Raw genomic sequence first — 25673 nt, forward strand, 5'->3', positions numbered from 1 at the left:
CCCGGGCAGCGCTTCCCCGCAGGCTCGTGGGAAGGATCGATACGGCGTTATCCCTCCCTCGAGCCAACGATCCGCTCGCTAGGCGGGCTCTCGAAACGCCGTCAGTGCCTCCACCACCAGTGGGTGGAGGGCCGCATCCGGATGTTTCTCCTGCCACTCGGCCAGTTCCCGGCGCATGCCCGGGGTCCAGAAGCTCTTGATGTGCTGACGCACGCCATTCACCGCCAGCGTGTGATCCGGTTCGCTGGCGAAGTACTGGGCGATCTGGTTGGCCATCTTGATCAGGCTTTCGCAACTCATCGGCGCACCTCGGCGGTTTCGGCATGGCGGCGCTCGCGCAGCAGGCGGCTTTGTTCGTCACTGAACGCCTGGTAGCGCTTCTGCCATTCCGAAGGCTGGCTGACCCGCACGATCTCCACCGCCGTGACCTTGTATTCCGGGCAGTTGGTGGCCCAGTCGGAGTTGTCGGTGGTGATCACGTTGGCCCCCGATTCAGGGAAGTGGAACGTGGTGTAGACCACGCCCGGCGCCACCCGCTCGGTGACCCTGGCCCGCAGCACCGTCTGCCCGGCGCGGCTGCCGATGCCGACCCAGTCGCCATCGACGATGCCGCGACTCTCGGCGTCGGTCGGATGGATTTCCAGGCGGTCCTCTTCGTGCCACGCCACGTTCTCGGTCCGGCGGGTCTGGGCACCGACGTTGTACTGGCTGAGGATTCGTCCGGTGGTCAGCAACAACGGGTAGCGGCTGTTGACCTTCTCCTCGGTCGGCACGTAGCCGGTGAGCATGAAACGCCCCTTGCCGCGCACGAACTCATCGATGTGCATGGTTGGCGTGCCATCCGGCGCGGCGTCGTTGCAGGGCCATTGCAGGCTGCCATGACGCTCCAGCTCGGCGTAGCTGACACGGTGGAAGGTGGGCGTCAGGCGGGCGATCTCATCCATGATCTGCGAAGGATGGCTGTAGTTCATCTTGTAGCCCAGGGCATCGGCCAGGGCGATGGTGGCTTCCCAGTCGGCCTTGCCGGCCAGCGGCTCCATCACCTTGCGCACCCGGGATATACGGCGCTCGGCGTTGGTGAAGGTGCCGTCCTTTTCCAGGAAGGAGCTGCCCGGCAGGAACACGTGGGCGAACTTGGCCGTCTCGTTGAGGAAGATGTCCTGCACGATCACGCATTCCATCGCCGACAGGGCCGCCGTCACGTGCTGGGTGTTGGGATCGCTCTGGGCGATGTCTTCCCCTTGGCAGTACAGCGCCTTGAAGGAGCCGTCCAGGGCCGCCTCGAACATGTTCGGGATCCTAAGGCCCGGGTCGGGTTGCAGGGTCACGTTCCAGGCCTGCTCGAACTGGGCCCGCACCGCTTCGTTGGAAATGTGCCGGTAGCCGGGCAACTCGTGGGGGAACGAGCCCATGTCGCAGGAGCCCTGGACGTTGTTCTGTCCACGCAGTGGGTTCACCCCGACGCCTTCCCGACCGATGTTGCCGGTGGCCATCGCCAGGTTGGCGATGCCCATCACCGAGGTACTGCCCTGGCTGTGCTCGGTGACCCCGAGGCCATAGTAGATGGCCGCGTTACCGCCGGTGGCGTAGAGCCGCGCGGCAGCGCGGATCTGTTCGGCGGGCACGCCGCAGACCGGGCCCAGGACCTGCGGGGCATTCTCCGGCAGGCTGACGAAATCGCGCCAGCGCGCGAAATCCGCCGGCTCGCAGCGCTCGTCGACAAAGCGCTGGTTCACCAGCCCTTCGGTGACGATCACATGGGCCAATGCGTTGAGCATCGCCACGTTGGTGCCGGGACGCAGCTGCAGGTGCAGTTCGGCCCGGGCATGGGGCGAGTCCACCAGGTCGATGCGCCGTGGATCGATGACGATCAGTTGGGCGCCCTGGCGCAGGCGGCGCTTGAGCTGGGAACCGAAGACCGGGTGGGCATCGGTGGGGTTGGCCCCCATCACCAGGATGACGTCGGCCTTCATCACCGAGTCGAAACTCTGGGTACCGGCGGACTCACCCAGCGTCTGCTTGAGGCCATAGCCCGTGGGCGAGTGGCAGACCCGGGCGCAGGTGTCGACGTTGTTGTTGCCAAAAGCCGTGCGCACCAGCTTCTGCACCAGGTAGGTTTCTTCGTTGGTGCAACGACTGGAGGTGATGCCGCCGATGGAGTCGCGTCCGTACTTGAGCTGGATGCGCCGCAATTCGCTGGCCGCATAGGTCACTGCCTCGTCCCAGCTGACCTCCTGCCATGGATCGTTGATGTGCTTGCGGATCATGGGCTTGGTGATGCGGTCCGGGTGGGTCGCGTAGCCCCAGGCGAAACGCCCCTTGACGCAGGAGTGGCCATGGTTGGCCTGGCCGTTCTTGTCCGGGACCATGCGCACCAGTTGCTCGCCCTTCATTTCGGCACGGAAGGAGCAGCCCACACCGCAGTAGGCGCAGGTGGTGATGACGCTGCGTTCCGGCTGGCCGATCTCCACGACGCTCTTGTCGATCAGGGTCGCTGTCGGACAGGCCTGCACGCAGGCACCGCAGGACACGCATTCGGAATCGAGGAAATTGTCGCCGCCGGCCGCCGCCACCCGGGAGTCGAAACCGCGCCCGCTGATGGTCAGGGCAAAGGTGCCCTGGACCTCCTCGCAAGCCCGTACGCAACGACTGCAGACAATGCATTTGCTCGGGTCGTAATCGAAGTACGGGTTGGAGACGTCCTTGGCCTCGGTCAGGTGGTTGGCGCCTTCATAGCCGTAGCGTACTTCGCGCAGGCCCACCTGCCCCGCCACCGTCTGCAGTTCGCAGTTACCGTTGGCCGGGCAGGTCAGGCAGTCCAGCGGATGGTCGGAAATGTACAGTTCCATCACGTTGCGGCGCAGCGTGGCGAGCTTGGAGGTCTGGGTACGCACCACCATGCCTTCGGTCACCGGCGTGGTACAGGAAGCCGGATAGCCGCGCATGCCCTCGATCTCCACCAGGCACATGCGGCAGGAGCCGAAGGCCTCCAGGCTGTCGGTGGCGCAGAGTTTGGGGATGGTGGTACCGAGCAGCGCCGCGGCGCGCATCACCGAAGTACCGGATGGGACGCTGACTTCGCGGCCATCGATGGTCAGGCTGACTTGCACCTCGCTGTCCCGCGCCGGGGTGCCGAGGTCGATATCCGTTTTAGGGTCGAAGACAGTGATCATTGGTCGGCCTCCAGGGGCGCCAGACCGAAGTCGGCGGGAAAGTGCTTGAGGGCGCTGGCGACGGGGTAGGAGGTCATCCCACCGAGGGCACAAAGCGAACCGTATTGCAGGGTGTCGCAAAGGTCTTGCAGCAGCAGGGCCTGTTCCTGTCGGGCCCCGGCATCGGTACTGGCGATCAGGCGATCCACCACCTCGACCCCACGGGTCGAGCCGATCCTGCACGGCGTGCATTTGCCGCAGGACTCCTCGGCGCAGAATTGCAAGGCGAAACGGGCCATGTGGGCCATGTCCAGGCTGTCATCGGCAACCACCACGCCACCGTGGCCGAGCATCGCGCCCATGGCGGCGAACGCTTCGTAATCCAGCGGCGTGTCGAACTGCGCGGGTGGAACCCAGGCGCCCAACGGGCCGCCCACCTGCGCGGCCTTCAGCGGACGGCCGCTGGCGGTGCCGCCGCCGTAGCCTTCCACCAGCTCCCGCAGGCTCAGGCCGAAGGCGCGCTCCACCAGGCCGCCATGGCGAACGTTGCCGGCCAGCTGGAACGGCATGGTGCCCAGGGAGCGGCCCATGCCGAAGTCGCGGTAGAACTGCGCACCCTTCTCCAGGATGATCGGCACCGACGCCAGGGTCAGCACGTTATGCACCAGCGTCGGCAGCCCGAACAGGCCTTGCAGGGCCGGCAGCGGCGGCTTGGCGCGCACCGTGCCTCGCTTGCCTTCGAGGGACTCCAGCAGAGCGGTTTCCTCGCCACAGATGTAGGCACCGGCCCCCACCCGGACGTGCAGCTCGAACGTGCGGCCACTGCCGCCCACGTTCATGCCCAGGTAACCGGCCTCCCGGGCGATGACCAGGGCTTTGTTCAGCGTCGCCACGGCGTCCGGGTATTCCGAACGCACGTAGATGTAGCCCAGGGTGGCGCCCACGGCGATGCCGGCGATGGTCATGCCTTCGATCAACAGGAAGGGATCGCCTTCCATCAGCATACGGTCGGCGAAGGTGCCCGAGTCGCCCTCGTCGGCGTTGCAGACCACATACTTCTGTGGCCCCTGCGCTTCACGCACGGTGCGCCACTTGATGCCCGCCGGGAATGCCGCCCCGCCCCGGCCTCGCAAGCCCGAATCGAGGACGCTGGCGACCACGTCGGCGCCTTCCATCTGCAGGGCCCGGGCCAGGCCCTGGAAGCCGCCCTGGGCACGATAATCGTCCAGCGACAGCGGCCGGGTGATACCGGCGCGGGCGAACAATAGCCGCTGCTGGGTCTTGAGATAGGGGATCTGCTCCACCGGCCCGAGGGCCAATGGATGACTGGCGGGATCGCCGGCCAGGGCATCGAGCAGGCTGGGCACGTCCTGGGGCGTCACGGGGCCGAAGCCCCAGCGTACGCCGCCGCTGTCCAGCTCCACCAGCGGCTCCAGCCAATAAAGGCCACGGGAGCTGGTCCGCCGCAGCTGCAGCGGCACCTGACGACGTTCGGCCTCCTGGGCCAGGGCGGCCGCCACCTTGTCCGCGCCCACGGCGCGGGACACCGAGTCCTGAGGGATATGGAGGTTCAGCATGCGCCGTCCTCCAGGCAACCGGTCACCAGCTGGCGCAAGCGCTCGGGCGTGACCCGAGCATGCAGTTCACCATCCAGTTCCAGGGCCGGCGAACAGACGCAGGCCCCCAGGCAATAGACCGGCCGCAGACTGATGCTGCCGTCGGCGCTGGTGCCGTGGTCGTCCAGGGACAGGTGTTCGCGCAACTGGGCGGCCAGGCCTTCGGCGCCCATGCTCTGGCACGACTCGGCCCGGCACAGACGCAGGGTATGGCGCGCGGGCGGCGTTGTACGGAAATCGTGGTAGAAGCTGATCACACCGCGCACTTCAGCCTGGCTGAGGTTCAGGGCATGGGCGATTTCAGGGACGGCGGCGTCAGGTACATACCCGCAACCTTCCTGAATGGCGTGGAGAATCGGCAGCAAGGCACCGGGGGTGTCCTTCTCGCGTTCCAGAACGCTGTGGATCAAAGGCAGGTGAAGCGTCTCATCAGGCATAAACGTACCTCGGCATCTCGAACGATACCGCCGCCTGGCGGCAGCCGTCCGGAGTCTTGGCTGCGGCGTCCGGTCCACGTCACGGTAGCGTGGCAAATCCGGTCGCCCTCCTTGCTCTCCGGTCGGGTGTCTTGGCGCACCTGATCCGGGGGCATCTTTACAGCTTGCCACTCCCAAGGGGCGGCGATTGCACGTGGACGACTCAACGTGTCCTGAAAGCGACGACTTTTGCGCAGGGTCCTCGCGGCCCGGCACTGCCTTAAGAATAGACGATGCGCAGATCCGGGCTCACCGGTCGCCGCCCGGCCCATGGGAGCCCTCGATGGGTTTGCGCAGCGCGTTGGCAACCAGGGTGAACGCCGGCGAGGGTTGTCGTCGGCTGGGGTAGTACAGATAGTAGCCTGGAAACGGTGGGCACCAGTCTTCCAGCACCCGAACCAGCCGACCTTCTCGAAGGTGCGGTTCAAACTCTTCTTCAGGCAGGTACGCGACCCCCAGCCCCGCCAATGCTGCCTCCACGATATGGGTGGAGGTATTGAAAATGAGCTGCCCGTCCACCCTCACGTTGACGGGTTCGCCTTGTCGCTCAAAATCCCAGACATAGAGCCCGCCTGACGTCTGCATGCGCTGGTTGATGCAGCGATGATCGATCAGGTCCCGGGGATTTGCGGGTATCGCGCGGCTGGCGAAATACCCTGGCGACGCAACGGCGGCCATGCGCAACGAGGGACCGATGGGAACCGCGACCATGTCCTTGTCGATGGTATCGCCCAGGCGTACGCCTGCATCGAAGCGGTCCGCGACGATATCCCGAAATCCGTAGCTCACGTCGAACTCGACGTTGATATCCGGGTACTGGTGCAGTAATCCGGTGAGCTTGGGCAGCAATGTCGTACGCAAGACATGGTCGCCGCAGGTGATGCGAACAGTGCCGGCGGGCTTGTCGCGCAGCTCCGTGAGCCTGTCCAGCTCGGCTTCTATCTCATCGAAGCGGTTACCGATGGCTTGCAGCAGCCGCTCCCCGGCGACCGTCGGCGAAACGCTGCGGGTATTGCGCGTCAGTAACCTGATCCGCAAACGCGCTTCCAGACCACTGATTGCCTGGCTCAGTGCCGATTGGGTGACCCCCAGCGTCCCGGCGGCGCGGGTAAAACTGCCTTCCCGGGCCACCGTGACGAAAGACAGCAGATCGTTGAGATTTCTTCTGACCATGGCGCAAGCACTTCGACAGGGATTGATTAGTCATGCTTATAGCCCTGTTAAGCATCCATTAGCTAGTCGCATCAGCCTTCCCCCGTCACCATTACGCCACGTAAAGAGCGAAGGCGCAGTTGCGATGAAAGGCTCAAGGCGGTGCGGGCTGTCGGTGGTGCTCACACTGGCCAGTCACCTGGCCATGAACGGTGCTGCAGCGGCAGCTTCGACAATGGAGAAACCCGACATGTGGATGACCGTCGGCGAACAACGTTTCGCCATCACCCTGGCCGACAACGCGGCGGCTCGCGCGTTTGTCGCTTCACTGCCACTGACGCTGGACATGAGCGATCTCAACCGCAACGAGAAATACGCCACCCTCCCCCAGGCGTTCCCGGCCCAGGAGAGCAAGCCGGGAGCGATCCGCAACGGGGACCTGATGCTGTACGGCACGGACACCCTGGTCCTCTTCTACCTGGATTTCCAAACCGCCTACGCCTACACGCGCCTGGGTCGGGTGGAAGACACCGCGAAGCTGGCCCAGGCACTCGGCCGTCGGGGTGTGCAAGTGACGTTTCACCGCAACCGATAAACCCGAATCGACAGGATTGCCCATGAAAAGACTCATCGCCTCAATGACATTGCTGCTCAGCTCGTTGTCCGCCACTGCGGCCGATATGTCTGACGGCGCCGATAACTTCTACACCAGCAAGGAGGTGATCGTGCGCAAGGTCAGCTTCAAGAACCAATATCAGATGAAAGTGGCAGGCAATCTGTTCATTCCAAGGAAACTCAATGACCAGAGCCGGCATCCGGCAATCGTGGTCGGCCACCCGATGGGCGCGGTCAAGGAACAAAGCGCCAATCTGTATGCCACCAAGCTGGCGCAAAGAGGTTTTATCACCCTGTCCCTGGACCTTTCGTTCTGGGGCGAAAGCGAGGGGCAGCCGCGCAATGCGGTCTCGCCGGACCTGTATGCCGAAGACTTCAGCGCCGCGGTGGATTTTCTCGGTGTCCAGCCCAATGTCGACAAGGAACGGATCGGCGCGCTCGGCATCTGTGGCAGTGGCAGTTTCGTGATCAGCGCAGCCAAGATCGATCCGCGCATGAAAGCCATCGCCACGGTCAGCATGTATGACATGGGCGGCGTCAATCGCAATGGACTGAAGCACTCCCAGACGCTGGAACAACGCCGGGCGATCATCGCCCAGGCCACCCAGCAGCGTAGCGTGGAGTTCGCGGGCGGTGAAACGCTCTACACCAGTGGCACGGTGCATCAACTGGATGAAAATACCCATCCGATCCAACGCGAGTTCTTCGACTTCTACCGCACCCCGCGTGGGGAATACACGCCACCGGGTTCGTCCAGGGATCTCACTACGCACCCGACGCTGACCAGCAACATCAAGTTCATGAACTTCTACCCACTCAACGACATCGAGACGATCTCGCCCCACCCCATGCTGTTCATCACTGGCGCCGATGCGCATTCCAGGGAGTTCAGCGAAGAGGCTTACAAACTTGCGGGGCAACCGAAAGAACTGGTCATCGTCCCCGGGGCCGGCCATGTCGATCTTTACGATCGGGTCGATCTCATCCCTTTTGACAAGCTCACCACCTTCTTCCAGAGCAATCTGAAGTGACAATTGCGCCAACCGGCCATTCACCGATGACATAATCCCGCCCTGCTCATACCAGAGACGGATCGATGACCACCGAGCGCTACGACCAACTCGCCATTTTCGCTGCCGTGGCCCAGGAGCGCAGCTTCACACGGGCCGCAGCCAAGCTTGGCCTCTCGCAACCGGCCCTGAGCCGGGCGATGCGCCAGTTGGAGCAACGGCTGGGAGTCAGGCTGTTGTCGCGTACCACGCGAAGTGTCGCGCCGACCGAAGCGGGTGAACATCTGCTGCGGGTGGTGGCACCGCGGTTCGAAGAGATCGACAACGAAATGGCGATGCTCAGCGAGTATCGCGACAAACCGGCCGGGAAATTGCGCATCACCGCCGGCGAGCATTCCGCCATCAAGGTCCTGCAGCCTGCTCTCGCCAGGCTGCTGCCTGACCACCCCGACCTGAGTATCGAAATCATCGTCGACTACGGGTTCGTCGACATCGTCGCACAGGGGTTCGATGCTGGGGTGCGGCTCGGCCCGCAAGTGGCCAAGGACATGATCGCCATGCGCATCGCTGCGGACATGCGCATGGCCGTCGTCGGCTCCCCGGCGTATTTCGCTCGACATGCCAAGCCTCTCATCCCTGACGACCTCACGGCACACAACTGCATCAACCTTCGCATGCCGACCCACGGCGGTCTCTACGTCTGGGAATTCGAAAAGGACGGACAGGAGCTGAACGTCCGGGTAGAAGGCCAACTGGTCTTCAACACCATTGCCATGCGCCTGGAGGCTGCGCTGGCAGGGTTGGGGCTGGCCTTCATGCCCGAGGACCTGGTGCAGGACGCCGTAGCGCAAGGCCGGCTGATCCGGGTACTGGAAGATTGGTGCGAACCGTTTTCCGGCTACCACCTCTACTACCCAAGCCGACGCCAGAACTCACCGGCCTTCACGCTGCTGCGCGAAGCCTTGCGCTACGACGGTTGACGGGGCTGGACAGCGTCCAGCGCTTCGGTGGCACGCCTGGCCGCAGCGGCGTTCCCTTGCTCACCCAGCAGCCCGATCAATTGTCGCAACTGCGTGACGCTCAGACCGACTCGCAGGCTGGCCGCCATGTGCGAACGCAGCTGCGACTCCACGCCGGGGGTGACGGCCAGCGCGGCAACCGTCGCCAGCTCACGACTTTGCCAGTCCAGGTTGTCGCGCTCGAAAATGTCTCCGAACAGATGCGTCTGCAAGTACTGGTTGATCACCGGGACGAAGTCGAACAAGGGCCCCTGGACGGGAGCGCCGGCAATCCGCGTCTGATTGGCCCGCCCCGCTGCCAGCAGCGCATCGCCAGTGGGAATCGCGCGGGCGGGCTCACGCCCCGGGTCATCCTGTACGCCGTCTTGCTTGCGCGCCTCCACCACCTTCATCAGTTCGCCAAGCGCATTGAGACTGCGGGGAAACCCGCTGTAGGCGTAGAGCTGCACCAGGATTTCCTTCGCCTCGCTGATGGTCAGGCCCGCATCCAGTCCTCGGTTCAAGGCCGCATCGAGGCCCGGCATGTCGCTCGTCGCCATGGCAGCGGCGATCAGCGGGATGGCCTGTTGCTTGGCCGATAGCGTTGCCGAAACCGCCTGGGCATCCGACCTGGCGGGTGACGTCAGCGTTGCGCCGGCATTGTATTGCTGGTCGCTGACCTGCTCCATCCACTCCACGTTCTTGCCATCCACCGTGCCGGTGATAGCCAGGTGGGTCATGGCGCTCATGGGTGCGGCACCGTGCCAATGCTTGACGCCCGGCGGACAGACGATCACGTCACCCGGGTGGATTCTCTGCACCGGCTTGCCCCATTCCTGGGTCAGCCCCACACCGGAAACCACCACCAGGCGTTGTCCTGCGGGATGGGTGTGCCAGGCCGAACGCGCGCCCGGCTCGAAGCTGACGTAAGCGCCGGACGCATCGATATCCGCTGCTGCGGGAAACAACGGTTCGACACGTACCTGCCCGGTGAAAAACTCTCCAGGGCCCGCCACCACCGCCTGGCTGCCCGCCCGGCTGATCTGCTGCGACATCCGGGATTCCCCGGCACTGTCCGAACCGACGGCACCGGTGAAAGGCGCGGCGGCACATACCGCAATACCTATCAGGGTCTTTTTCATGGCCGACGGCTCCTTGGGATCCGGGTGCCCTGGAGAAGACGACGGGGCCGGGGTGCAAAACAGGAGATACCCACCGCCGCTTCGACGGGCATGCTGGGTGGGTCAAGACGCTGTGTCATTGGCTTGCCTCTCGAATTGATTTCACAGAAGCACGTTACCCTCGGGTGATTGATCGATAAACCGCGTCAATTGCATAGCACTCATATCGCAAGCGCATCAATCCGGGACGCGCCCGCGCAGGCAGTAAACGCTGGTTTGCCGCGCCTGCCGGACGTGACCTATCACTTGTGGATTCGGCCCGATACTGTCAATCCCCTGGTGCGCCGGGCCTATGAATTGATTTGCAACAGCCAGGGGCTTGGAAACTGATGGGACCCACGGCGGGGAGTCAGTCAGTGTCGCTGCTTTCGCCAGCGCCCTTCAGCGCAAGGGCTATGCAATGCTGCAGCTGGCTTTCCGAGAACGGCTTGCGCAGCACAGGGTATCCGGCGTATTCGGCAGGGACGCCGCTGGGACCGTAGCCGGTGCTGAACAGCAAGGGAATATCGCGACTGCGCAGGATGTCGGCCACCGGAAAAACCCGCTCTCCCGCCAGGTTGACATCCAGGATGGCCAGGTCGACCTGCGCCGTCGCCGCTGCATCGAGCGCCTGTGCGAACCGGGCGACTGACGCCACCACTGCACAACCGAAGTCTTCCAGCATCTCTTCGATCAACAGGGCGATCGTACCCTCGTCCTCGACAAGGAGCACCCTGACCCCGGCGAATGGTGTCATGCCTAGGCTCCGATCAGGAACGAGAAACGACAGGACACGCCCTCCGGGACGAAGCGCAGGTCAAAGTGGCCTCCCAGATCGCGCTCGATACAACGCTTCATCAAGCGCGACCCCAGCCCCTCTCGCTCCGGCCCGGAGACCGGAGGCCCGCCGGATTCTTGCCAGTCCAGGGTAAACAGCGTGCCATCGGCCTGGGGCTGCAGGTCCCAGGTGACGGCCACCGTGCCGGTCTCGACCGACATGGCACCGTATTTCAGGGCGTTGATCGCCAGTTCGTTGAGGGTCATCGTGAGGTTCAGCGCAACCCGGGTACCGACATCGATGGACTCGCCCTTGACCGTGACACGGTCGGGCTCATGACCGAATACCGGCATGAGCACCTCCTGGGCCAGGGAATCGAGGGGCGTATTGCCCCAGTGCCGTCTCGTCAGCAGGTCATGCGCCCGCGACAGCGCCAGCAGCCTTGCTTCGAAGCGCCTGTAGCCGTCCTTCGCATCGCTCGCATCGCGGGCCGTCTGCACCGCCAGGGATTGCACCGTGGCCAGGGTGTTCTTGACCCGGTGATTGAGTTCGTCGATCAGGGTTTTCTGCCGGTTTTCCGCCTGCTTGCGCTCGGTGATGTCCACCAGCATGTTGATCGCCCCCACCAGGTTCCCCTCGGCGTCGTGCAGGGGCGTGGGATACGGGGTGAACGGTACGAGGCTGCCATCGGGACGCTGGGCGACGGCCTCCACGCCTCGTATCGGGCGGTTTTCCTTCAGGGCCACCGCCATGGGGCACTCGTCGTGGGCAAGGGGTGTGCCGTCGGTGTTGAACAGCTTCCAGGTGACGCACCACATATCGCCCAATTGCGGCGTGCGGCCCGACAGCTCGACCGCCGCCCGATTGTAGAACGTGATGCGGCCCTGCGCGTCGGTGGTATAGACCGCCGCTGGCAAGGCCTCGAGCAGATTGCGCATGTGCCGCTCGCTCTCGCGAACCTGGATCTCCATTCGACGAGCTGCCGTGACATCCTGGATCACTCGCACGCCGTAGCAGAACCCACCGTTGGCATCCCGGACCGACGAGCTGTAGACGTCCAGATAGATGACCTCGCCGTCCGGCTTCAAGGCCCGCTTGCGCACGACGTAGCTGTCCAGCTCGCCGGCCACCTGCCGCTCGTATTGGGCGGCATCCTCTTCGACGCTGTCCGGGTGGGTATAGTCCAGGAAGGTCATCGCCAGCAGCTCTTCGCGAGACCGGCCCAGCATGGTGCACAGGGCATCGTTCACACGCAGCAGACGGCCATGGATATCGGCCTCGGCAATTCCGATGGTGGCCGCTTCGTAGGTCGCCGACAGCCTGTCATCGCTCTGCTGGCGCGCCGTCTCGGCAGCGTACACGCCGGTCAGGTCGATGGTGAAGCAGCGGGTATTGAAGAGTTTTCCTTCCTCGAACCGACCGTTGGAGGTGATCGCCACATGCTTGATCGAGCCGTCCTTGGCCATAAGTCGCGCCGGATAACGATCCAGGCAATGGCCGCTGGCGAGTTTATGGAGGATGTCGCCGATGACCGGCTCGTCGACATGGAAGTCGGTGATATGACGGCCGATGTACTCCTGCTCGGAGTAGCCCAGCAGCGCCAGCTCGGCCTTGTTGGCACGCAGGATGATCCCGTCGCCACTGACAATATGCAGGCCCACGGCGCTGTTTTCGAAGAAGTCCTCGAGGTCGGCGCTCTTGCGCCGCAACTCCTCGGCCATGGCGTGATGGGCCGAGACGTCCTGGAAGCAGTTGATGGCCCCCTGGATGACGCCCTGCCGGTCCCTCAGGGCCCGGATGTTCACCAGCGCCACGAATCGCGAGCCATCCGGGCGCTGGATGATGATTTCCTGGTTGCGCGTCACGCTGCCTTCGCTGAGGGCCTGAGCCATGGGGCAATCCCCGGGCGCCAGGGGGGTGCCGTCAGTGAGGAACAGGCGATGGGAACCACAGAAGCGGTCGCCGTTATCGCCCAGCACAGGCGTGCGGCCCCAGAGCTGGGCGGCCTCGCTGTTGTACCGCACGAGCCAACCCTGGTGATCGCACAGGTACACCGCGCCGGGAATGGCTTCGAGCGCGTTCGCGCCTATCGACACAAGGCTTTCGTATTCACTCGGCGCCAGTGCTTCCCTGGGTAGCTCTTCAACGTTCGACACGGGTCATCCTCGATCTTTTCGCACTGACGCAATTGACTCTAGATCCCCATCGCCCTCACGAGTTCAGGAAAACCGGGATCTATCGTCCTGGCCTCTCAAAAACCGAATAATACCCGAGGCGCCTGCACCATTAACGCATGCCTCAGCGGCGCTGGACACTCCAATGCGTTCAACTGCTCCAGCACCGTCGCATAATCGATGTGGCGTTCATGCTGCGTATGGGGCCAGTCACTGCCCCACACCAGGCGATGCGGGCCGAAACCCTGCTCCAGCAGGGCCAGCGCGGCCCGGGCGAAGGCCATGTTCTGCGGATCCGTCCCGCCCAGTCGATAGATGCCGGACACCTTCATCCACACCTGACCGGTCGATCCCAGCTCCAGCAACTCGGCAAAACCCGGTTGAGCGGTGTCCAGGCGTGCATCCGGACGGCCGAAATGGTCGACCACCAGCTTGACGCCGAACGGCAGCAACTGACAAATCAGGCCCGGCAACGCCTCCACGCCGGCATGCAACTCCACATGCCAGTCCAATTCAGCGACATGGCCGAAGAACGCCTTCCAGGCAACGTCACGCAAATCGGGCAAGGCCCTGCCGATCAGATTCAGGCGTACGCCCACCACGCCCTGCCCGGCCAGGTCGTCCAGCGCGGCGCGACTGACATCGCGCTCCAGCACGACCACGCCTCGCAACCGCTCCGGCGCCTGCCGCAGCGCCGCCAGCAGGTAACTGTTATCGGTGCCCAGGAAACTGGGCTGCACCAGCACACCATGGCTCAGGCCATGGGCGTGCAAGTGCGCCAGGTACTGCGCCAGCGTGGCGTCGTAATCCGGTGTGTACCGCCGGCCAGGGACCAGCCGCAGTGAACGGCTGAACACATGGGCATGGGAATCGATGCCGGTAAGCGGCGTGGAACAGGTCTCGAACATGGGTTTCATCTATCAAGGGCGGGCCTGTCAGGCCCGGACGCTCTGGTTATCGATCTCGGCGGTTTTCGCTGGTGCGGCCGCAGCTTCCAGGCTGCGGCCACGGGTTTCCGGCAGGCAAAGGGCTGCGATCACTGCCACGCCGTAGGCAATTCCCGCATCGATGCCGATGGCCGAGCCCAGGGACATCGAGTCACTCATGTGACCGACCAGGAACGGAAACACCGCCGACAGTACCCGGCCGAAGTTGTAGCAGAAACCCACACCGGCGCCGCGCACGTCCGCCGGGTACAGTTCGTTGAACAATGCCCCGAGGCTCGCCGGGATACCGGCTGCGAAGAAACCGAGGGGGAATCCCAGGAACAGCATCTGGGTATTGCTCAGGGGCAGGAATACGTAGCACTGCACGGTCACCACACAGCACAGCGCGAACAGCACGATGTTCCTGCGCCGGCCGATGCGATCGATCAACAGGCCGCTGACCACGCACCCGCACCAGAAGGCCAGGATGATCACTGCCAGGTAGCCGCCGGAATTGAGCACCGACAGGTTGCGCTCGGTCTTGAGGAAAGTCGGCAGCCAGGTCATCACCGCGTGGTAACCGCCGTGGGCGCCCAGCCCCAACAGACCGCCGAACAAGGTTACGCGGATCAGCTCGGGACGAAAGATCCCGCCCAGGGACTTGAAGAAACTCTGTGGAATGGCCCGTTCCTTCCGCAGCCGCTGGAAGGTGTCCGGCTCCTCCACGTTACGCCGCACCCAGATGATCAAAAGCGACGGCAACAGGCCGACGATGAACATCACGCGCCAGGCCATGTCCTGGGGCACCAGGGAGTAGATCAGCGTGAAGACGCCGACCGCCAGCCCCCACCCCACCGCCCAGGCACTCTGCACCGTACCCATCACCTTGCCGCGGTATTTGGGATTGATGGTTTCGGCCATCAATACCGCACCGGCGGCCCACTCCCCGCCGATGCCGAAGCCTTGCAAGGCCTTGACGATCAGCAACTGGTGGAAGCCGGTGACGAAGGCCGACAGGAACGTGAAGAACGAGAACCACAGGATCATCCACTGCAGCGTGCGCACCCGACCGTAACGGTCCGACAGCGTCCCGCCGACCCAGCCACCCAGGGCCGAAGTGACCAGGGTGACACCGCTGATCAGCCCCGCGTCGCCCTTGCTCAAGGCGAAGGCGGCAATCAACGCCGGTATCGCCAGGCCGAACATCTGTACTTCCAGCGCGTCGAGCGACCATCCGCCGAAACAGGCCCAAAACGTTTTGCGCTCGCGCGCAGTGATCTGGCGATACCAACTGAACATGATTCTTGTCCTTATAGGTGGAACGAAAGGCAGCCGAGAGCGAACCGCGCCGCTGCTGGGCCAGTCATGGCAAACAAAACGATCGAGACAGCGGCGACCGATACGCCGCCGCGCCCCGCTAATCCGGCGGGGTCAACGGATTTCCACGCTGTAGCGGAAATGCTCGGCATGCCCGCGAGAGCGTCGCCACTCCAGGGGGTTGCCGGCGTAGTCGCGGGCCAGGCGCTCGATCACCACTACCGCACTGTCGACCGGCACGTGCAGCAACCGCGCGTGTACTTCATTCACCGATTCGGCGGTGAGGGTTTCCTGGGCATAGGCGACCACCTGACCGCAGGCTTCTTCGTAGATGGGATACAGCAACGGCCCTTTCTGGTTCAGGTCGAGTTCGAGCAACGGCTGAAACCGGCTGCGGGGCAACCAGATCTCCTCGGCGAGCACCGGTTTCACATCCAGCAGACGCACCCGGACAATACGAATCACCGGCGCATCGGCCGGCAGCCCCAATGCCTGGGCCACCGCCGACGGTGCGGTCACCGGCTCGATGGACAGGATGCGACTTTCCGGCACCCGACGTTCGCCCGATGCACTCTGGAAACGGAAGAAGCGGAACAGCGACGACTGGAACTGCGGCCGACGAATGAACGTCCCGCGGCCCTGCTGGCGCTCGAGGATGCCCTCGCTGACCAGGGCATCGATGGCTTTGCGCACGGTGCCCGTGGACAACTGGTGCTCCGCCGACAGCGCCGCCTCGGTGGGGATCGCCTCCCCCGGACGCCAACGGTTATTGGCGATCTGCTCAGCCAATTGGTCTCGCAGACGTTGATAGAGCGGCAGGCGGACATCGCTGGGAAGAGATTTCATCGACCTTATTCACCTTGTTATCTAGTCATATATATGAATCTTGGCGGCGAGTATTTGCTTCCCGATGGTTTGTTGTCAAGAATGGAAACAGAGGCTGGCTGACGAACGGAGCGACCGAGGCTGCTGTCAGCGTCGCCATCGAACATCCACCCCCAAGGGGATGACGATATGACCACGCCCTCGCAAGACGCACCGCAAGGCCCCCACGGCTCCCCTCTTCCCGACGGGAAGACAGTCATCGCCTCGCTCCTGCGGCGATACGCCGAACCGCTGCCCGATCCGGACTCACCTGACTTCGCCCCGATGTTCGACCGTTACGCCGACGCCCGGGTAGTGATGATCGGCGAGGCCAGCCATGGCACCAGCGACTTCTATCGACTCAGGGCGGCCATCACCCGACGCCTGATCGAGCGGCACGGCTTCAACATCGTCGCCGTCGAAGCGGACTGGCCGGACGCGGGCCATCTGGACCGATACGTCCGGGGACTGGCACCCTCGGCGTGGAAACGGCACATCTTCAGCCGATTCCCGACCTGGATGTGGCGCAACACCGATGTGAGGGCGTTTGCCCACTGGCTGCATCGCTACAACCAGCGGCTGGCCCCGGACAACCGCGTCGAATTCCGCGGGCTGGATATCTACAGCCTGCGCAACTCCATCCATGAAGTGTTGGCCTACCTGGAACGGGTCGATCCCCGACTGGCCCAGGAAGCCCGACGGCGGTATGGCTGCCTGACGCCCTGGCAGGATGAGCCCGCGTTGTACGGCCACTTCGTCGAGCGCGATGGCTTGATGCCCTGTGAAAATGCGGTGGTCGAGCAGCTCAATACCCTGTTGGCCGAACGGCTGGCCGGGTTGGTCAAGGACGACGAGGCATTTTTCAATGCCGCGCAGAATGCACGGGTCGTCCAAGCGGCCGAGCATTATTACCGGGCGATCTACCGTGGATCGACCACCTCCTGGAACCTGCGCGACCAACACATGTTCGACACCTTGCAGGCTCTGCTGGAACACCGCGGCCCCCAGGCGAAAGCAGTGGTATGGGCACATAACTCCCATATCGGCAACGCGGCCGCCACAGAGATGGGTTGGCAGGGCCAATTCAATATCGGCCAGCTCTGCCGCAACACCCATGGCCACGACGCGGTGCTGATCGGCATGGGCACCGACCGTGGCCAGGTGGCAGCGGCCGATGACTGGGACGGCGACATGCTCATCAAGGATATCCGGCCGTCCCGCCCCGACAGTTGGGAACATCAGTTCCTTGAGACCGGCATCGCGGTGTCATTGACCGACTGGCGAGACCCGCGACGCACTGAGCTGCGCCACGCCCTCTCCAAGCCCCTGCTGCAAAGGGCCATCGGCGTGATCTACCGCCCCGAAACCGAGCGCCACAGTCATTACTTCGAGGCCGTGCTGGCCGAGCAATTCGACGCCATGATCTGGGTCGAACAGACGCAACCGGTGACCGCACTGGCATTGCCCGAGGGCCAGGCAATCGAATCGGAAGACGAAACCTTTCCGTTCGGCGTGTAGCCGGCCAGTGCAAGCCTGACCCTACGCAAGGAGGTCGCCCGTCGACTCTCGTTGCCAGGCACGCTGCAACAGATCGATGACGACTTCATCCGGAGTCTGGGAAAAGTCCTCGTACCAGTGACCGATCGAGATCATCCACTCAGGCACCAATGGGCAAATCACCTCGTCCACCTCGCTGCGCAAGGCCTCCAGGGTTTCCAAGGGGGCAACCGGTACGGCGACGACGATGCGCGAAGGTGCCTGGGTTCGCACCGCGTGGATCGCCGCCATCATGGAGGCTCCCGTCGCCAGGCCATCGTCGACCAGGATCACCACCTGGTCCTTGAGCGGCAGCGGCGCGCGTGCGCCCCGGTACGCCTGTTCACGACGCATCAGCTCGCGAGATTCCTGCTCGACCACCGCGTCGAAGCGGTCCTGGTCGATCGGATGCGCACGCAGGACATCGTCATTGAGGATTCTGATCCCGCCGCTGGCGATGGCGCCCATGGCGAACTCCGGATTCGACGCCATGCCCAGCTTGCGCACCAGCATCAGGTCCAGGCGCACTCGCAGGGCGGTGGCGACTTCATACGCCACCGGAACCCCGCCGCGAGGCAGGGCCAGCACGACAACATCCGGTCGATGGGCGTACTCGAGCAAATGGTTCGCCAGCCCTTGTCCTGCGGCGTGCCGGTCCTTCAAGACGGTTTGCAGCGAGGGACTCTGACCCATTGGAAACCTCCCCAGGCGACGACGCCTGCCCGTTCGTGATGAATTCGCCGAATCCAGCCTGTCGGCTCGATCCAGCGTCCTCCGATACCGCGGCGCTGGCATTGATTGATGTCAATTGCCGGCCCGAGACCTGCAGCCACGACAACCTGCGCGGGAAATACCTGCCTCAGGCTCCGCCAATCGACCGTCGGTACGGCATCGGCTGACAAATAACAGGCGTGACCTGTTCAAGCATCTATGCTTGTCCATCGGAGGACCACTTCCATGGCCGATCATGAAGTCCAGCTCCTGCACGTGCACGCCCTCAAGGCCGCCTGCTCCAATTGCAGCGTGCTTGAACTGTGCCTGCCCATTGGCCTGACGGGCGGTGAAGTCGAACGCCTGGACACCTTGATCGCCCAGCGCGTGAAGGTCAAAAAGGGAGCGGCGCTGTACCGCACCGGTGATCCGCTGCGCTCGTTGTATGCGGTGCGCCTGGGGTTCTTCAAGACCAGTGTGCTCTCGGTAGACGGTCGCGAACAGGTCACCGGTTTCCAGATGCAAGGGGAAATGCTCGGCCTCGACGCCATCAGCACCGAACATTACGCCTGTAATGCAATCGCGCTGGAAGACAGTGAGGTGTGCCCTATCCCGTTCGGCAACCTGGAGAAGCTGGCACGGGACCTGCCGTCGTTGCAGCACAACCTGAACAGGCTCCTGAGCCAGGAAATCGTACGCGACCACAGCATGTTGCTGATGCTCGGCAACATGAATGCCGATGAGCGCCTGGCGGCGTTTTTCCTGAACCTGTCTCAACGGCTGAACCAGCGTGGCTATTCCTCCCGGGAATTCGTGCTGCGAATGAGCCGCGAGGCCATCGGCTCGTACCTGGGGCTGCGCCTGGAAACCATCTGTCGCAGCATCGCTCATCTTCGCCAGGAAGAACTGGTGGATATCCAGGGACGCAATGTCACGATCCTGGACTTGCCCGGCCTCAAGCACAAAGTCGCCGGCTGCCATCGTCACGTCGAGCTGTGATGCCTGCCTCGCCGCACATCTGATCTACATCAATACCCTCCCACGCCTTCAGGCCGACATTAAGTCACAGCGTTCGGAGCCTCTTCGACGAGGGTTACAGAACCTCGTCCTGTGAAGGCTTTCGCCAATTTCCAGTGTAGAAGTTGCAAGCGTGCATTGAACCGCCCGTAGACCGGTCCCCGGCGATCACGCCAGGGACCGTACGGACATCACCAAAGAGGAAGATCTCATGTCCAATTCAGTGAAAAAAATGCCGGTCAATACCGAAGAAAACGCTCCACATCGCGCCCGGACCGACTTCTGGCATCCGCTGGAGAAGCTCCGCCAGCAAGTCGACCACCTGTTCGACGATTTCAACCGAGGAACCGGGCTCTCCCCCTTCAACCGGGGACTGTTCGATGTGGAGCCCTTCTGGCGCCGCGAGTTTTCCACGAGCCTGCCGGCCGTGGACATCAGCGAAAAGGAAAAAAGCTTTGAAATCACCGCCGAGCTGCCCGGCATGGACCAGAAAGACATCGAAATCCGCCTGGCCAACGGCAACCTGATCATCAAGGGGGAGAAAAAAGAGGACAAGGAAGAAAAAAGGAAGGGGTATCACCTGTCCGAGCGCCATTACGGCTCGTTCGAGCGCGTGTTCAACCTGCCAAAAGGGATCGATACCGACAAGGTCGAGGCACAGTTCAGCAAAGGCGTGCTGACGCTGACGCTGCCGAAAAAGGCCGAAGCACTGAAAGCGGAAAAAGTCGTGCCGATCAAGGCTGATTGAACGCTTCGAACCTCGCCCCTCGCCGGCCAACGACGAGGGGCTTTTTTCCTGCCGGCTGTTCATCTGCGAATATAAACAGTCTGCCCGGGTTGTTCGCCCCCCGCGCCAGCCCTTCAGAGTTCGACGCTGTCGCGGTACTCCGGCACCGACACCGACCAGCCAAGCTCGTCGCGAATGCGATGACGCAGCACATCGGATGCGTTGGGCTCCCCATGAACGACATAGGTGTGCCGGGGCGGTGTCTTGAAACCACGCAGCCACTGCATGACTTCGTCCGCATCGGCATGGGCCGACAGCGTTTGCATGGGCACCACTTCGGCATTGATCGGCACATCCTTGCCATGGATCCGCACCGAAGGCTCCCCGGCCACGATCCTTGCACCTCGCGTGCCGCCCGCCTGGAAACCGGGCATCAGCAAGGTGTTGATGGGATTGGGGGCCAGGCTCTTGAGATGGTGCAGCACCCGGCCGCCCGTGGCCATGCCACTGGCAGCGATGATCACCGCCGGGGTGCGTTGCAGGTCCAGGGCCATGGAGTCCTTGGCCGAGCGCACCGGATGCGCGATGCGACACATGCCTTCGCACTCCTCCCTGGACAGGCGATGTTCATTGCCAAAACGTTGATATAGCCGCGTGACGTCGATGGCCATGGGACTGTTAAGGTAGATCGGCAAGTCCGGGATCGCCCGACGCTGCTTGAGGCGATACAAGTGATACATCAGCAACTGAGCGCGGCCGACCGTGAACGAGGGCACCAGGGTGATGCCCCGGCGCAACGCCGTGCGGGTAATCACCTCGGCCAATTGGTCTTCCGGGGAGTCACGGGGATGCAGGCGATCCCCATAGGTGGACTCCACCAGCAGATAGTCCGCCTGTTCGATCGCCTGGGGCGCGAACATGACCGGGTCCTCCGGCCGCCCCAGATCCCCGGAACAGACCAGAGTCACGCCGCCAGCCTGTACCTGGACGGTGGCGGCACCCAGGATGTGTCCGGCGCGACGCAACAGGATGTTCATGCCCCGGGCAATGTCCACGGGATGGTCGAACGCTATCGGGCGCAGCAGCTTCAGCGCCCGCTCGGCATGTTCCACGGTATACAGGGGCAGCGCGGGCTCATGCTTCGAGAACCCCCTGCGATTGGCGTACTCGGCTTCCTCCTCCTGCAATCGCGCACTGTCGCGCAAAAGGATCTTGAGCAGCTCGCACGTTGCAGCCGTGGCATAGACCGGTCCGCGATAACCGTTGCGCACCAGTACCGGCAGATAACCGCTGTGGTCCAGGTGGGCGTGGGTCAGCACAATCGCATCCAGGTCACGTACCGGCAGTTGGAACGGGTCCCAGTTGTGCAGGCGCAACTGCTTGTAGCCCTGGAACAGCCCGCAATCGACCAGCACGCGCTGCTCGTCATGCTCCAGCAGGTATTTACTGCCGGTGACGGTGCCAGCCGCTCCCAGAAATGTCATGCGCATGGCGATGCCCCTGAACGTTCGATAGATGCGCTATCGGTCATGGTGTCGGCCCTGGCCAGTGCCGTTTCGTTCAACGACGCGGCCGGGGCCCGCCTGGTCATACCGCCAGGACACTGCATTGCACCTGGTAGAGGATGTGTTCCGTGGTGCTGCCCAGCAGGCCGAGAGGATCGCTGCGTTGGGATCGCCCCATGACGATCACGTCGACCTCATGCTCCAAAGCGAATTCACTGAGGGCAGAGACCGGTTGCCCGAGCAGGAAATGCCTGCGTTCGGCGGGTACCCCGAAGAGATTGGCCAGCTCCAGGAACGATCTTTCCAGGGCCCGGCGCAGCTCCTTGCTGAGCTGCGAAAGCGCCAGGCCGCCGCCTCCCGCGTCGCCCAGGTAGACGGACGACACGTCGAAAGCATGGACCAGGTGCAACTCGGCATCGCATTGCAACGCCAGCCCCAGGGCCTGGCGGATAATCCGGTCGTTGAGCCCGCTGTTGTGTGCAAATGTGCTGGAAGGGTCCACTGCCGCGATGACTTTGCGGGGCAAGGCGTGGCCGGTGGCTCCCACCAGGTATGACGGAACGGGGCATTCGCGCAGCAGATGCCAGTCCAGGGGCGTGAAGAAAGCGCGCTTGAGCAAGGATTCATGCTGGACCTGCTTGATCAGCAGGTCGGGCTGGAACTGGGTGACGTGCTCCAGGATCTGTTGGCGCATGGCCTCGGCCCATGCCACCTCGGTGGTGATCCGCAAACCTCGATGACGCATCTGCTCGGCCTCGGTCTCCAACCAATTGCGCTGGTCCTGGAAATAGTTCTGGCGCGCTTCTTCACGCGGCTCTTCCTCGAGCAACGAGAGCACGCCCAGCGAAGGGATCAAGGCGGTGACATGCAGGTGCGCCTCGCTGGCGGCCGCCAGGGCAGCGGCGTGATGGAGCGCGGGAGAATGCCGTTGTGCCGGGTTGAGGATCAGCAACAGGCGTTGGTATTGGCTCATGATGATGGATCTCCAGAGTCGGGCGCGGCTGCCACGGCGCAGAGTTCGTCTCCAGCGCCACGATCCACCGGGCCGTTGCGAACGGCACGTCATGGAACGATTGTGGAGCGCGGTACCGAGCCCGACTTGATTTACATCAGATCCCGGGCTCGCCGGTGCTGCAACAGGCCAGCAGCGCAACCGGGGGCTGGCCGACGGGGCCACGGCTCACTTGACCGCCAACAGACTGCCCGGCACCGAATACAGCGCCCGCTCCGTCGTACTGCCGATCAAGCGCTCCAGGCCGACGCGCTGCGTGGTCCCCATGACCACCACGTCGGCCTCGAACGCTTCGATGAACTCGTGGATCACCGGTACCGGCTGGCCGACGACGAAGTGCCGTCGCTCGGCTGGCACGCCTTGGCTCTGGGCAAGGTTGATGAACGCCGCGTGCAGCGACTCGCGCAGGGCGTCGGCGAAATCCTCGTCCCAGGCCCCGGCCAGCAGCGACGCCTCACCGTTGAAAGCCGGCGTCAGGTCGCAGGCGTACAGCAAATGCAACGAAGCATCGCATTGCAGGGCCAAGGCACCGGCCGTCCGGACGATCTGCTCGTTCAAGGCATTGGCCTGGGGGTCGGAGGGGTCCACGGCAGCTACCACCTGGCGCGGCAAGCCATGCACCGCCTGGTTGACCAGGTGCACCGGCACCGGGCAGTCGCGCAGCAGATGGCAATCCAGCGGCGTGACGAAGACCCGCTTGAGCAAGGGTTCGAGGGTGACATCCTTGATCAGCAGGTCTGGCTTGAAGGTTTCGACATAGTGCAGGATTTCAAGCAGCGGATGCAGGGTCCAAGTCACATGAGTCGTCACCTCCAGCCCCTCCTCCCGGAGCAGCGCCGCCTCCTCCACCATCCAGCGACGGTAGCGGTGCAGATAACGCTGCACCGTCGCCTGGTCGATCTTTTCACCCCACAGGTGCGTGCGCGGCGGTGGCTGGACAAAGGCACACAAATGCAGCAGCGCGCCGCTGGCCCTGGCCAGGGCACAGGCTCGGCGCATGGCGGCAGAGGGATGCAGGTCGGGTTCGACGATCAATAGCAGACGCTGGTATTGCCCCATCGCACACCTCCATCGGGCCGTTCGACTCCGACTGTGAAAGGTGCTTCAGTCGGTTTGCAGCACGATCTGCAGCGTGCACCCATCGAGCCCCCAAGCGGTTTGATCTGAATCAAGCGCAGGGCAATCGACAGATGGGAACACGAGCACTGATCCAGATCAGAATCGGCCGGCGCGGTCAGGGTAGAACGGTTCGCAATGCGCATGCTTTTGCGGCGCACCGCTCGTTCCCATCCGATGGAGGATCGCATCATGCTCACTGCCAAAGACCACAACGAACGCGCTGCCGCCCTGTACGCCAGTATCAGCGGCAAACACTGGGTACAGGCCCTCAAGGACGGCCGGCACGTCTTGATCAGGCCTCTCAGGGACGAAGATCGCCAGCGTGAATATGATTTCATCAAGCGCCTGTCACCCGAATCGCGGCACATGCGTTTTCTGGCGCAAGTCACCGAGCCGGGCACGGCATTGCTCGATCAGTTGATGGATGTCGATTGCAAGGCGCGCATGGCCTATATCGCCATGGTCCATGACAACGGCCAACTGGTCGAGATCGGAGTCAGCCGCTATTGCGCGACCACGGAACATGAATGCGAATGCGCGGTGACCGTGGCCGACGCCTGGCAGCACCTGGGACTGGGAACATTGCTGATGGAGCATCTGATCGACGCAGCGCGCAAGAACGGCTTTCGCCAGATGTATTCGGTCGACGCTGCCAGCAATGCTGCGATGCGTGATCTGGCCCATGGCCTGGGGTTCGAAACCCGCACCGATCCCGACGATACCCGGCAGGTCATCCACCGGCTCTATCTGTAGCCCTGGACGCTGGCGCGAGGTCCGCAGGCGGCCTCGCGCAGCGCCCGCCTCGTCACGCCTGCGGCTTGACCGCCCAGATGCTGCAGGGTGCCCGCTGCAACAGCAGTTCGGCGGTGGTGCCCAGGCGTCTGTCCAGGCCACGATGCTCGGTGGTGCCCATGACGATGACATCGATCTGTTGGTCGGCAGCGAAGGTGCAGATACTGTTCACTGGCGAGCCTTCGATGAAATGACGTTGCTGCGGCGCGACCCCGTGGCGCTCGGCCAGATACCCGAACACGTCGTGTTGTGCCTCGCCCAGCGCTTCGTAGAGTCCGGTGGCCAGGGGGAGCGTGCCAATGCCCATGTCCGAGGCATATACGGCCGTCCAGTCGAAGGCATGCAACAGCTCGACCTGGGCATTGCATTGCTCGGCCAGCTTGACCGCGGCGTCGACGATCCGGTCGTTGAACACCCTGTCTTGCTCCTCGCTGCGCAGCACGTCGACAATCGCCAGGATTCGCCGTGGCCGAGGGTGGCGCGGGTCGGTGACCAGATGCACCGGCACCGGGCAGTCGCGCAGCAGGCGCCAGTCCAGCGGGGTGAAGAAAATTCGCTTCAGCGCCGGTTCCGGCTGGGCATCCTTGATGATCAGGGCCAGTGGCATCTCTTTGACGTATTGCTGCAAGGCCTGGTAGGCCTCCTTGCCCCAGATCACCTCGCACGTCACTTCAACCCCATGCCGACGCGCCAGCTCGGCCTGCTGCCATAGCCAGTGTCGATGGGTCTCGAGGTAACCGTCACGCGCCCGCTTGACCTGATCCGGGGCGAAAAGGCCGGCCATCGAAAGCACTTCCAGATAATCGATGGCCACGATATGCAGGGGCAGGTCCAGCGCCAGGGCCAGTTCGGTGGCGCGGTCGAACGCTGGCGTACGAATCATGGCGTCAGGCGCCACCAGTAACAATCGTTGAGTCTGGGACATGGAAGACCTCGGCACGTGGCGTCAGCCACTCAAGGGATGGAGGACTCCAGCATGATCGCCTGCCGCAGACACGCCTTGATCTTCATCAAAG

23 protein-coding genes and 1 pseudogene are annotated in these 25673 nt (G+C 63.5%); 8 read left to right on the forward strand and 16 right to left on the reverse strand.

The features are described from left to right. Positions 1-78 precede the first annotated feature (78 nt). The 5 genes from BLP99_RS17285 to BLP99_RS17305 form a co-directional block, all read right to left on the reverse strand. On the reverse strand, positions 79-300 hold the full coding sequence (locus BLP99_RS17285; protein ID WP_072396650.1) for a formate dehydrogenase subunit delta: 222 nt from the start codon (positions 298-300) through the stop codon (positions 79-81). Continuing rightward, positions 297-3173, reverse strand: a complete 2877-nt coding sequence (fdhF, locus tag BLP99_RS17290) for a formate dehydrogenase subunit alpha (RefSeq protein ID WP_072431524.1) — start codon at positions 3171-3173, stop codon at positions 297-299. The genes BLP99_RS17285 and fdhF overlap by 4 nt, the downstream gene beginning before the upstream one ends. After that, positions 3170-4729: a formate dehydrogenase beta subunit gene (locus BLP99_RS17295; RefSeq protein WP_072458965.1), complete on the reverse strand. Its 1560-nt coding sequence runs from the start codon at positions 4727-4729 to the stop codon at positions 3170-3172. Before BLP99_RS17295 ends, fdhF begins: the two co-directional genes overlap by 4 nt. After that, entirely contained in the window at positions 4723-5205 is a 483-nt protein-coding gene (locus BLP99_RS17300) for a formate dehydrogenase subunit gamma (protein ID WP_072396644.1), read from the reverse strand. Before BLP99_RS17300 ends, BLP99_RS17295 begins: the two co-directional genes overlap by 7 nt. Positions 5206-5493: 288 nt before the next feature. Then, positions 5494-6417, reverse strand: coding sequence for a LysR family transcriptional regulator (locus BLP99_RS17305; protein WP_072431522.1), 924 nt, complete (start codon positions 6415-6417; stop codon positions 5494-5496). A 124-nt stretch (positions 6418-6541) separates the two neighbouring features. On the opposite strand from BLP99_RS17305, the gene BLP99_RS17310 reads away from it, so the two are divergent. The 3 genes from BLP99_RS17310 (at position 6542) to BLP99_RS17320 (ending at position 9001) form a co-directional block, all read left to right on the forward strand. Continuing rightward, a complete protein-coding gene (locus tag BLP99_RS17310; protein ID WP_072431521.1) occupies positions 6542-6991 on the forward strand; it encodes a cyclophilin-like fold protein in 450 nt (149 codons plus the stop codon). Between the two features lie 22 nt (positions 6992-7013). Next, the gene (locus BLP99_RS17315; RefSeq protein WP_072396640.1) at positions 7014-8042 is read left to right on the forward strand and encodes an alpha/beta hydrolase; all 1029 of its coding nucleotides are present in this window, start codon (positions 7014-7016) and stop codon (positions 8040-8042) included. A 65-nt stretch (positions 8043-8107) separates the two neighbouring features. Continuing rightward, positions 8108-9001, forward strand: coding sequence for a LysR family transcriptional regulator (locus tag BLP99_RS17320; RefSeq protein WP_072396638.1), 894 nt, complete (start codon positions 8108-8110; stop codon positions 8999-9001). Here BLP99_RS17320 and BLP99_RS17325 read toward each other — a convergent pair. After that, a complete protein-coding gene (locus BLP99_RS17325) occupies positions 8989-10161 on the reverse strand; it encodes a (R)-mandelonitrile lyase (RefSeq protein ID WP_072458968.1) in 1173 nt (390 codons plus the stop codon). The two genes, BLP99_RS17320 and BLP99_RS17325, sit on opposite strands and share 13 nt — an antisense overlap. A 246-nt stretch (positions 10162-10407) precedes the next feature. On the opposite strand from BLP99_RS17325, the pseudogene BLP99_RS26645 reads away from it, so the two are divergent. After that, a pseudogene (locus BLP99_RS26645) lies at positions 10408-10530 on the forward strand (LysR substrate-binding domain-containing protein); the annotation flags it as partial. A 19-nt stretch (positions 10531-10549) separates the two neighbouring features. On the opposite strand, the gene BLP99_RS17335 reads toward BLP99_RS26645, so the two are convergent. From BLP99_RS17335 to BLP99_RS17355, 5 genes are all read right to left on the reverse strand, one after another. After that, the gene (locus BLP99_RS17335; protein WP_072396612.1) at positions 10550-10936 is read right to left on the reverse strand and encodes a response regulator; all 387 of its coding nucleotides are present in this window, start codon (positions 10934-10936) and stop codon (positions 10550-10552) included. Positions 10937-10938: 2 nt separating this feature from the next. Further along, positions 10939-13113, reverse strand: a complete 2175-nt coding sequence (locus BLP99_RS17340; RefSeq protein ID WP_072458970.1) for a PAS domain-containing sensor histidine kinase — start codon at positions 13111-13113, stop codon at positions 10939-10941. A 95-nt stretch (positions 13114-13208) separates the two neighbouring features. After that, positions 13209-14039, reverse strand: coding sequence for an amidohydrolase family protein (locus BLP99_RS17345; RefSeq protein WP_092181193.1), 831 nt, complete (start codon positions 14037-14039; stop codon positions 13209-13211). Positions 14040-14066: 27 nt separating this feature from the next. Further along, positions 14067-15356, reverse strand: coding sequence for an MFS transporter (locus BLP99_RS17350; protein WP_072431516.1), 1290 nt, complete (start codon positions 15354-15356; stop codon positions 14067-14069). 132 nt (positions 15357-15488) lie between these two features. Beyond that, positions 15489-16220 (reverse strand): GntR family transcriptional regulator, encoded by a 732-nt coding sequence (locus tag BLP99_RS17355; protein ID WP_092181196.1) that lies wholly within the window; start codon positions 16218-16220, stop codon positions 15489-15491. A 168-nt stretch (positions 16221-16388) separates the two neighbouring features. Here BLP99_RS17355 and BLP99_RS17360 point away from each other — a divergent pair, with 168 nt between their 5' ends. Next, entirely contained in the window at positions 16389-17756 is a 1368-nt protein-coding gene (locus tag BLP99_RS17360; RefSeq protein ID WP_072396565.1) for an erythromycin esterase family protein, read from the forward strand. A 21-nt stretch (positions 17757-17777) separates the two neighbouring features. Here the strand turns inward: BLP99_RS17360 and BLP99_RS17365 are convergent, their stop codons facing one another. Then, a complete protein-coding gene (locus tag BLP99_RS17365) occupies positions 17778-18467 on the reverse strand; it encodes a phosphoribosyltransferase (RefSeq protein ID WP_092181199.1) in 690 nt (229 codons plus the stop codon). Positions 18468-18731: 264 nt separating this feature from the next. On the opposite strand from BLP99_RS17365, the gene fnr reads away from it, so the two are divergent. Further along, positions 18732-19484 carry a fumarate/nitrate reduction transcriptional regulator Fnr gene (gene fnr, locus BLP99_RS17375; protein ID WP_072396559.1) on the forward strand — a complete coding sequence of 251 codons (753 nt, stop codon included), beginning with the start codon at positions 18732-18734 and terminating at the stop codon, positions 19482-19484. 229 nt (positions 19485-19713) lie between these two features. Then, complete coding sequence (locus tag BLP99_RS17380) at positions 19714-20250, forward strand: Hsp20/alpha crystallin family protein (protein WP_072396548.1); 537 nt, start codon at positions 19714-19716, stop codon at positions 20248-20250. Positions 20251-20363: 113 nt separating this feature from the next. Here the strand turns inward: BLP99_RS17380 and BLP99_RS17385 are convergent, their stop codons facing one another. The 3 genes from BLP99_RS17385 to BLP99_RS17395 all read right to left on the reverse strand — a co-directional run bounded on the left by BLP99_RS17385 (position 20364) and on the right by BLP99_RS17395 (position 23805). Then, positions 20364-21719 (reverse strand): MBL fold metallo-hydrolase RNA specificity domain-containing protein, encoded by a 1356-nt coding sequence (locus BLP99_RS17385; RefSeq protein ID WP_072396546.1) that lies wholly within the window; start codon positions 21717-21719, stop codon positions 20364-20366. A 97-nt stretch (positions 21720-21816) separates the two neighbouring features. Continuing rightward, the gene (locus tag BLP99_RS17390) at positions 21817-22707 is read right to left on the reverse strand and encodes a universal stress protein (protein ID WP_072458974.1); all 891 of its coding nucleotides are present in this window, start codon (positions 22705-22707) and stop codon (positions 21817-21819) included. Between the two features lie 207 nt (positions 22708-22914). Next, entirely contained in the window at positions 22915-23805 is an 891-nt protein-coding gene (locus BLP99_RS17395; RefSeq protein WP_072396542.1) for a universal stress protein, read from the reverse strand. 249 nt (positions 23806-24054) lie between these two features. On the opposite strand from BLP99_RS17395, the gene BLP99_RS17400 reads away from it, so the two are divergent. After that, entirely contained in the window at positions 24055-24618 is a 564-nt protein-coding gene (locus tag BLP99_RS17400; RefSeq protein ID WP_092181270.1) for a GNAT family N-acetyltransferase, read from the forward strand. Positions 24619-24670: 52 nt separating this feature from the next. On the opposite strand, the gene BLP99_RS17405 is transcribed toward BLP99_RS17400, so the two are convergent. Next, a complete protein-coding gene (locus tag BLP99_RS17405) occupies positions 24671-25582 on the reverse strand; it encodes a universal stress protein (RefSeq protein WP_072396540.1) in 912 nt (303 codons plus the stop codon). Positions 25583-25673: the final 91 nt, after the last annotated feature.

This window comes from Pseudomonas sp. NFACC32-1, assembly GCF_900101215.1.
Lineage (GTDB): Bacteria > Pseudomonadota > Gammaproteobacteria > Pseudomonadales > Pseudomonadaceae > Aquipseudomonas.